General features: G+C 34.8%; 8 protein-coding genes and 1 pseudogene. All 9 read left to right on the top strand.

The window, feature by feature from the left end:
- A pseudogene (locus MKD52_RS08070) lies at positions 1-941 on the top strand (hypothetical protein); the annotation flags it as partial.
- 227 nt (positions 942-1,168) lie between these two features.
- A complete protein-coding gene (locus MKD52_RS08065) occupies positions 1,169-1,396 on the top strand; it encodes a hypothetical protein (protein WP_242099934.1) in 228 nt (75 codons plus the stop codon).
- 65 nt (positions 1,397-1,461) lie between these two features.
- Positions 1,462-2,082, top strand: coding sequence for a hypothetical protein (locus MKD52_RS08060; protein ID WP_242099933.1), 621 nt, complete (start codon positions 1,462-1,464; stop codon positions 2,080-2,082).
- 2 nt (positions 2,083-2,084) lie between these two features.
- The gene (locus tag MKD52_RS08055) at positions 2,085-2,342 is read left to right on the top strand and encodes a hypothetical protein (RefSeq protein WP_242099932.1); all 258 of its coding nucleotides are present in this window, start codon (positions 2,085-2,087) and stop codon (positions 2,340-2,342) included.
- A 22-nt stretch (positions 2,343-2,364) separates the two neighbouring features.
- A complete protein-coding gene (locus tag MKD52_RS08050) occupies positions 2,365-4,023 on the top strand; it encodes a portal protein (protein WP_242099931.1) in 1,659 nt (552 codons plus the stop codon).
- Between the two features lie 8 nt (positions 4,024-4,031).
- Positions 4,032-5,846 carry a hypothetical protein gene (locus MKD52_RS08045; protein ID WP_242099930.1) on the top strand — a complete coding sequence of 605 codons (1,815 nt, stop codon included), beginning with the start codon at positions 4,032-4,034 and terminating at the stop codon, positions 5,844-5,846.
- A gap of 62 nt (positions 5,847-5,908) precedes the next feature.
- Entirely contained in the window at positions 5,909-7,612 is a 1,704-nt protein-coding gene (locus MKD52_RS08040) for a hypothetical protein (RefSeq protein ID WP_242099929.1), read from the top strand.
- On the top strand, positions 7,612-8,553 hold the full coding sequence (locus tag MKD52_RS08035) for a hypothetical protein (protein ID WP_242099928.1): 942 nt from the start codon (positions 7,612-7,614) through the stop codon (positions 8,551-8,553). Before MKD52_RS08040 ends, MKD52_RS08035 begins: the two co-directional genes overlap by 1 nt.
- A 379-nt stretch (positions 8,554-8,932) precedes the next feature.
- Positions 8,933-9,154, top strand: coding sequence for a hypothetical protein (locus tag MKD52_RS08030; protein WP_242099927.1), 222 nt, complete (start codon positions 8,933-8,935; stop codon positions 9,152-9,154).
- Positions 9,155-9,497 lie beyond the last annotated feature (343 nt).

Here is a 9,497-nt window from a genome sequence, read left to right as displayed (position 1 = left end):
TCAAAGACAATCCTAATGGTAGTGGAGGAAAATTGGCAGATACTATTATCATCTTTGATAGCAATCAAATCAAGCACATAGACAATCAAGGAAGCTACACAGATATACAAGGCAATATCACAAAAGAAAAGCCAAAAGATACAGAGGCAGAGCATAGATATTTTAACGAAGCTAGCCCAAATATCTATCAAACAAATGCACACATAGGAAGTGGGCTTGTGAGCGGAACTCTCGCAGGGGTAGAGAGGGATGAAAATGGAAATATCGTAGGCTTTGACCCTAGTAAATTTGCACTAGGATTCTTAGGGGGAAGCGTTGCTTCTAAAATAGGATTGGAATCTATTAAGAGATTATCTCATAATCCTAAAGCAAGGGAAGTGCTAGAGCGATTAAGACTAAAAAATGATATACTACCACTTTTAAATAAAGGCAAAAAAGTGGATAGTAAAGATGTGATAAAAATCTTACAGACAAGCCCACAAAAAGGGCGGGATATGTTTGTTATAGGGCAGGATAATTTAACTCAAGATGTGCTGGAATGGGTCATAAAAAACAATAAAAAGATAGCTGTTGATACACTAGATTCTAGCAAGGCAAAGAGTCTAGGCTTCAAATATCCCAAAGAAGTTCGCAGAACAATAGGTGCAAGCGAAATTAATCATACACTATCAAGGCACGGGGCTAAAAGTCAGCTGGTTCAAAAAAGCGGACAAAAAGAAGTAAAACTTGATGATATAAGTCAATGGACAAAATACGCAGATACTGCTGATAAACATATAATTTCTAAAGATGATTTGGGACAAGAGGTGCTAGTGAGTGCAAAGCAAATTAATGGTTATTATGTGATAGTGGAATCTATACGCAAAAAGCATAATGAATTAGCTTTCAAAACAATGTATTTTGAAAATGGGAAAATACAAGATAATGAGATGTTTAAATAGCTTTGGGACGACTAATGCTAAAAAGCACTCCAAGCCATTAGGTTACGAGCCTACACTTGAATTAGATAGTATTCTACCCAAAGCTTGTTGTATTATAATACTTTATTTTTTTAAAGTCAAGAAAGCGAAATAATCAGGTAAAGACTATAAATAAACTCATAAAAATAAGAGTGGGGAACGCTTAAGGGGAAATCCCCGCAAGTCGTCTTAGTTATGAGCTAAGTGATTTGTTAGGAGTGAAGGTAGGCATAGCACAGCTTAAAGATTCCTCAAAGACTATGGAGAGAGAGGCTATTCACTCATACAAGCAGTTTTATAACAAAACACCTTTTTACTCCATAGCAGAGGCATTCCAAAACATCGATAAAAAAGAGCTTGATGAAAAAGTGGTTATTTCCAAAATGGAAATAACCCCCCCCCATAATCTACAAATATCGGTAAAACTTGCATTTTAACCTTTTAACCCTTTTTTTGAAAACTCTTTTTAAATAGTATTTTGCCAAAAATAAAAGGAGTTTTTATGGAAAACCAAAATGCAGGGCAGTATCAAAATAGCCAAAATACACCACAAAATACACAACAAGGCAAAGCAGTTAATCCTTTTGATAGTTCTGTGGAAGAGGGTGAGTTAGCCTCTTTGATGAAAGAATTGCAAGGGATAGAAGAAACTAAAAAAGCGGATTTTGCAAAATATTTAAGCCAAAATCTAACCCCTGAGGAAAAAGAATTGTTTTTTGAAGATGAAGAGGCTTTTTTTCAAAATATACTAAACAAAGAAGAAGTATTTTTAAGAGAAAAAATAGGGGATAAGCAAAAAAGAGCAGAAGAATTAGAAAAAGCGATTGCACAAAAGCATTCTTTTGGTATTTTAGAAAAAGCAGAGAGTGAATTTTTAAAAAGACACCCTAATGTTAATGTTGATGAGATGATCGATTTTTACGAAAACGATTTGCCACCAAGAGAAAAGAGGAAACTAGATAAACTCGAACCTGATGAGTTTTTTGAAAGCCTCTTTAGTCTTTATGAAAGGCAACAATCCACCACTAAAAAAGAGGGGCTTCCCAAACGAACAAAAGGCACTCCTATGGATGTAGAAAATGCAGATTATCAAAGTGATGATGGCTATTTTGATAGGATTTAAGTATGCGTGTGTTTGTTTCTACAATAGAAATCTTTTATTTGGGCGAAGAAGATTATATCTATAATCACAAAGGTAGGAAATACACTCTTAAAAAAGGAGATATTTTGGTGATGAGTGATGATTATTACGCAAAATATCTCTTAAAAAAGCCATTATTCAAGCTTAAGAATAAAAATAAAAAAAATAAAGCTAAAGAGCCTAAGGAAGAAACACAAGAAGAAACACAAGAAGAAGTGCAGGATTCTAGTATTTTTGAGTAAAACCACGCATAAAAGGATTTTTTTGAAATCTTTAGAAGAATTAGAAGAGCTTTTTAAAAAAGATTATGAAAGCAATTTTAGCAGTATAGCAGAATTTAAAAAAGCAATGGAGTATTTTCATGCAGAACAACTTCCAAGCGATGTAATAAGTATCACTAAAGAGAGAGGGCAAATCCCTCTTAGTGAAAATATTTTTAAGACTATCGTAAGCAGTTATTTGGGCTACAAAACTCAAAGTATTCAAGAAGTTAAGGTCTCTGGGAGACAGGAAGAGGATAAAGTTTTAGCCTTTTTGCTCAATGATATTTTAAAAGTGTTTTCTCAAAGTGAGCTTTATGATAGGGAGATTATTAAGCGCGATTTGGATTTGATTTTGGGAATGGGCGTTGTGGAGATTTGGATTTGTGAAGACAAAGAGGGAGATATGGAGATAGAGCTAAGAAATGTCCCACCGCACACCTTTTTAATTGATAAGTATTCAACAGATAAAAACGCACTAGATGCAAGGAGATTCCATAGGCTTTTTGATATGAGCTTCGAGGAAGCAAAAGAGCAGTTTGGAGATAAGGAATTTGAGAGTTATGATGATGGTAGCTATGAAAAAAGAGTAAAAGTTATTGAGAGTTGGTTTTTGGAAAATGGAGATTGGAATAGATACATTTGGGCTTTTAATAACATCATCTATTCTTTTGAAGAGAAGCCATTTTTGAACAATGAACACCCCTTTATTATTGCCAAAAACAACATTGACCACAAAGGCAAATGGTATGGGATATTCAGAAATATTAAGCCTTTGCAAGATTATATCAATTTTGCTGAAATTAGAATGGGGAATATGCTGGGAAGTTTTAAAGCATTTTACGAAGAGGATGCGGTTATTGATAAGGAAGAGTTTGTGCAATCTGCTTCTTTGGATAATAGCTTCACAGCCGTTAGAAGTGGTGGATTAGAAAAAATCAAGATTATTGAAAATCGAAGCGACATAGCAGTGCTAAGCCAAAAGGTTAATGAAAAAAGACAATTAATGAAGCTTATTAGTGGTATTAATGATGAAATTTTAGGTGGTGGGGGAAATAGGCAAAGTGCCGTTGCCTTTGCGCAAAAAAGAGATAGTGGGCTTATGAGTTTGCAAGATTATTTAAAAGTCAGCGATGATATGGACAAAGCGATTTTTAAAAAAGCTATTTCTCTTATACAGACTTATTTTACTAAAAAACAAGTCTTTAAAATCGTGGATAAAAAAGTTGGAGAGAGGTATTTTGAGATTAATACCAATAATGAGAATAAAATAAGAGTGGGCAAGTTTGATTTGGAATACAAAACAACACTTAAAATGCTAGGAAGAGAGGAGCGCTTCACGCACTGGAGCGAAATGATTAAAACCATTGCAAGTGTGAATCCTACTTTGATTAGTGGGTTGCTTCCTGCAATGCTAAAAGACACAGAAAGTCCTATTGCGTTAGAAGTCGAAGAACTTATCAAAAAGATAGAAGAACAACAAAAAAATATCTCAAACCCAACTCAAGATTTGGCAATGCAGCTTGAACTCCAAGAAAAACAAGCAAAAATAGAAGAATCCTTAGCTAAAGCAAGGAAGTATAATGCGCAAGGTGTTTTAGCCCAAAATATTAGTCAAAATAATCCTAAAAGTGCAACTAAAGAAGGGATAGATTTGCGTTAGGCTAAAAAATGGGTAGTAGCTGGAAGAAAAAGCGAGATAATTATTATCACGAAAAACTAAGGCAGTATGAACAAATCTCAAGAGATTATGAGCTTGGCTTAAAATGGGAAGAATATCAGCCTATTGCTTGGGCATATGCTGATCAAAAGGCTCAAAGTGAGAAAGGTTGGTTTGATAGTATTTTTAGCGGAAATATTTTTGAAGCACTATTTAATATTGTTGTAGTTGCAGTAGGGATTGTTTTTAGCGTTGTTACTTATGGGGCGAGTAGTTGGATTAGTATTGCAGCTATTGCTGGAGGTGTGGCATCTTTGGCATATAGCTTTTATGCAATGAATTTGAAAGATAAACTCCCCTTTATTCAAGCACAAGCTAATAGAATTAATTCAATGCAAGGTAGCTTAGAGACTTTAGAAAAAGCAAAATTTGCAAAAGATCAACTAACACATTGGCTAATTTATTGTCCTTATGAGATTTTTGCAGATGGGAATATTTATAAAGCCCAAAGTGCAGGGAGTGAAAGCTATTCTCCAAGTATTGCTTATGATACAAGCAAAGGGATTTTGGGAGAATATCATATCAATCTAATAGATGAGAAACTTAATAATAGGGGGCATTATGAGCAAGGTGGGAATGATGGGTATTTTGCAAAGGTGTTTTCTACCCAAATCTCTTTGTCTAAGTTTGATTTGAGCTTGGAGGCTAGACAAGACACTTTAGAAAATAATATGAAAAGGGCAAATAAAAGAATCGCAGAGGGGTTTAATAAACTTAATGAGTTGTATTTTAATATCTTAGGCACGGCACAAAGCATTTATGAGCGGATTTTTAGAGAGCAAGTTGAAGTCTTTTATGGCAAAATGATTACCAACGATTTTTTAGATAAAACAAAAAACTACCAAAAAGCAAAAAGGGCAAATTTCAATTTTTTGCACAAAAAGCATTTTAAAGGTAAGAAAAAGACAGCAAAAGAGATATTAGCTCAAATTGAAAAATTAAAAGATCATTATAAAAATGTGCAAGAGAGTGATTTATATACCCTAGATGAAAAGGCGTGGGAGTATTATGGCAGTATTTTAATGATACAAGAAGTCTTTAGAGTTATGGATGTGGAGGCAAAAGTTGGATTTTATGCAATGTTTTTAGAAGAGATAAGAGGTAATGGTTTGTTTGGCACAGATACATACAAAGCAGCTAAGCTACCCATAGCAAAAGAAAGCCTTGAGGCAAAAGCAATCAAAGAAGCTAATGACAAGCTACCCAAAGCAAAAGAAAGCTTTGAAAAATACCTTAAGACAAAAGCAATCAAAGAAGCCAAAGAAAGCATAAAGGATTATGAAGAATGGAGAGCTATAGCGGCAAGTTATCCTAATAGCATATACAAAAATCCACTTTTTGTAGAAACAACTGCTTTTGAACTTCCTTTTTTAGAGAGTTTTGTGCATTTAAAGGTTTCGGTTATGAGAAATGGTTTGGGAGGTAAATACGCACTCTCTACTCCGCTAAGAACCAAAAAGGTAGCGGATATTTTGGAAGAAATCAAAGATTTAAGTCCTGCTAATAGTGTGCTTTACTATCAAAGAAAAATACAAAAAAGGGTATTAAGCAAGGATTTTTCTTATAGCTATAGCATAGGAGATGGAGGCTATGTGAATGGAAAAATCAATAAGAAGATTTTGCTTTTTGAAGAAGAGAGTGATGAGGGGAGTTATTTTGGTTTTTTAGACTTAAATAATGAGGAATTTGAGATTCTAAGCACTGAATTGCCAATGAATGAAGCACTAAAAGAGTATGATTGGAGTAAGCTAGATCAAAACTTTTAACCCTTAAAAGCAAAAATAAGAAAGGATAGAATAACAATAGAAATATACCAAGAAGGAATAAAATGAGCATCAACGAACTCTATGCCAAAAAAGAAAGTTTAGAGCTAGAATTAGAAAAACTTCAAAGCGATTTAGAGTGGAATAGCATTAAACCTGTGGTAGAAGGAGTAACTTCTAGCAATGAAGAGCCTCTAACTATCACTTGGGGTGATGTGCCGTATATGAAAGGATTGAGTGGGTTAGTTTTCTATGATAGCAAGGGCAGAATCTGCAGTGTGCCTTATATCAATCACGGGCGTTCCTCAGGGAGCTTTATCTTAAAGCTAGATGGCAAAGGAAAGATTCCTACTGTCTATAGTGAGAATGGTGGTGGAGAACTAGGTGCAATACCTGCAGATTATGAGTTGGCTAGTGATGAGATTAAGGGGAGTGTAACTGCTGTTAATACTTATAATAATAGTAACTACTACTATTGCACCTATCCCTTAAGGCAAAATCCTGGTAGTAGTTGGTCTTGGATGACACAAGCAGTAGGTAGCCTTACTTATACTTTAGAGAAGTTTTCGTTTTCGAAAATATCTTTTACCTGTTCTCCGTTTTTTGGGGGTGGGACTTATCAGATAACCATCAAAGTAGGTGAAAATGTGATTTATGATGAGCCTGTTTTGGTTAATGGGACAAGAAGTGAGATTATCATAGAATCTTTTTCCTCTCAAAGCGAAAAAGATTTAAAGCTTAAAGAAATCACTGATAGCATTGCCTCAAAGACACAGGAGCTAAACCAAACCATACAAACCATTAACACGATTTTACAAAATGCAGCAGCAGAACTTGAAGCAAGTAAGAAGGAACTAGAGAAAAAGCAAGAGGAATTAGCCAAAAAACAAAGTGAATTAGCACAGCTTGAAGCAGACAATGAAGCAACACTAAGAGAGATTGAAAATTTAAAACAACAAGAAGCCCTTTTGCAAGAGCAGATTGTGCAGTTAGAAGCGCAAATCACACAAGTAGGGAGTGGTAATAACGCAGAATTAGAAACTTTAAGAGAAAGCATAGCAGATTTAGAAGCCTTAAAGGCACAAAAAGAGCAGGAATTGCAAGATTCTAGTTCGCAGCTAGGAGATCTAAGAATACAAAAAGCACAATTAGAAACTCAAATACAAGAACTTCTAACACAAGCTCAAACAATACAGAACCAAGCCAATTCACTCCAAGCAGAAACCACAGAGCTACAAAACCAAAAAGAGAGTGCGGAGCTAGAAATATCTCAAAATCAAGCCCTAAAGGCACAAAAAGAGCAAGAACTCCAAGTGCTTAGAGAGTCTATGAGCGTTATAAATGCAGAGTTAGAAGTCTTAAACAATGAAATTACCACCAAAGAAGCACAAATCGCTCAAACAACAGAACAAAAAGCACAACTAGAAGCGCAAAGGGAAGAGTTGCAGAGAAAAAAATCAGAATTGCTAGAGAGTATAACCCAAAAAGAACAAGAGTTATTAGGGCTAGAACAAGAAATAGGGCAATTAAATCAGGATATAGCAGAGCAAGAGCAAAAACTAGAGGAGCTAAAAGGGCTTTTTGTCAAAAGAGATGATTTATTGGCTTATTTGGAGCAGCTAAAAAAAGAGATTGAAGAGCTAGAGAAGCAGAGACTGCTTTTGAACGATGAATTGTTTATGATTATTGGTGAGATTGCGATTAAAGAGAGCAAAAAAGAAACCAATTTGAGCGAAATACAAAAATTACAAAATTTAGGAGGTAAATAATGGATTTTTTGAAAAATTTTGAACTTGTGCTAGAGGCATTGTATAAAAAAAGTGATTTTATGAAAGAGGTTAAAAACTATAACTTTAGTGGGCAAGAATACGCAACTTTGATGACAAATATGGGGCAATTGGCTTTGCAAACGACTTTGGCAATAGAAGAGGCGATGCTAAAAGAGAGAGGATTTTTGCTAGAAGATTATACAAAAAAAAGGCAACTAGACTTCCAAGAAAGAGAGCTTGGGATAGCAGAAGAGAGAATGCGTGGGGAGCTGGAACTAAAAGAGAGAGGATTTGAATTTGAAACCTATGCCCAAAGAAAACAATTGGATTTCAAAGAAAGAGAGCTTGGAGTAATGGAGGAAAAAACAAGATTAGAGCTTGAAATCACTAGCCTAAATGCTAAAGCCAACATTAGGCAAAATCAAGCAGAAAATATCAAAAGTCTGGTTCAAGCAGAAAGTATTTCAAGGAGTGTGGGCGATAATGCAGCGATTAATCAAGCAAATGCGTATGTTGGGTTTTTGAATGTTATGGGTAATGCTGCAGAATTAGCTACTGCAGAGAAACACGCCCAAAATGTTATTGCGGTTTTAAACAAGATTAACACCAATGACATTACTGCCTATGAGCCTATTTTTGACAAGCTAAGGAAAGAGGCAGAGGAGATTGTAAATGCAGGGGAAGGAGCAAAGGAAGTTTGGATTTATGCAGCAAAAAGCGTTTGTGAAGTAGGTGAAAAGGTAAAAGTAATGGGTTTTAGCGTGTTTGGTGATAATCCAGTTAGATTTATTGTTGGGGGAAGGGAAGTGGAGAGTAAAACGATTTTGTTTAGTGCAGAATCTGTTGGGGTTTTTGAGATAGTTTTTGAAGCGCAAAATCAAAGCGGAGAGTGGGTTAAGGATAAAACGCAAATCGCAGTTATAGAAAAAAAGGAGTTTTAAGCCTTTCCGCCATTTCCTTTTAGTCTTTCATCATCTATAGTAAAACCTTTATCCAAGTGAAATTATCATATCTAAATTATAAAATATTTTACATTATAATTTTTACCATCGCTTGCAGTTGTTCGGAAAAACCGAACAACTAAATTTTCTTCAAGTTCGCCATCACTAAAAATATTTTAATGTGTTCTGAAACATTAGATTTGCTACTATCATACAGCTTAACTAATTGCTCTTGATTAAGCCATATTGTTTCATCGACCAATCTAACATCTATTAGTGCCACCATAATAAGGCATAAAGGAGTAATGTTTTAAAAAAACTATATCACGATTTTATTGGGTATAAATTTTAAAAAGAAGTCTTTGGCTAGTAGTTCTATGTGCAAAAGCGTTGCATAGGGATACAAGAAAGCGAGTTTGCAAACAAGGAAGCCAAATATTTATGTAAAATAAGCAAGAATGCCAAACAAGATGGGGAATTACGACAAGAAAGACAAATCACGACAAGAATGCCAAACAAGAACGCCAATTGCCTGTGCCAATTTGCGAGACAAGGAAGCGAGACAAGATGGGCGAAAAAAAATGGAGTGGAAATGAAGTGAAATGGGGTTTGATTTCTGCTTAAAATAAATTGTTTTGTTAGATTTTGTGTGAAAATTGCAGCTTTTGAGAAAAATTTTTCTTTTTTTGCAGTGCAATTTTAATGAAAAATTTGCAATGAGTGAATTGCGTTTGGTGGTGTTGGTGGCGAAAATATTTTTAGGGATTCTTGGAAACTGCTTGGGTTTTGTGTTTTTGGGTTTGTATTGACTTGATAGGCAGAGAATGCTATAATGTTTGCTGATACAAATTCAAAGGTAAATTGTGTCTTTTTTTTGTGTCAAAATGTTCTTTTTTTTAACAAATTGTCGCCTATTTTGCGTGTTTTTATCATATGGTGTATAA

The sequence above is a fragment of the Helicobacter sp. CaF467b genome, from assembly GCF_022664765.1.
GTDB classification, from domain to species: Bacteria; Campylobacterota; Campylobacteria; order Campylobacterales; family Helicobacteraceae; genus Helicobacter_D; species Helicobacter_D colisuis.
This window is presented reverse-complemented; position numbering and strand designations above follow the sequence as displayed.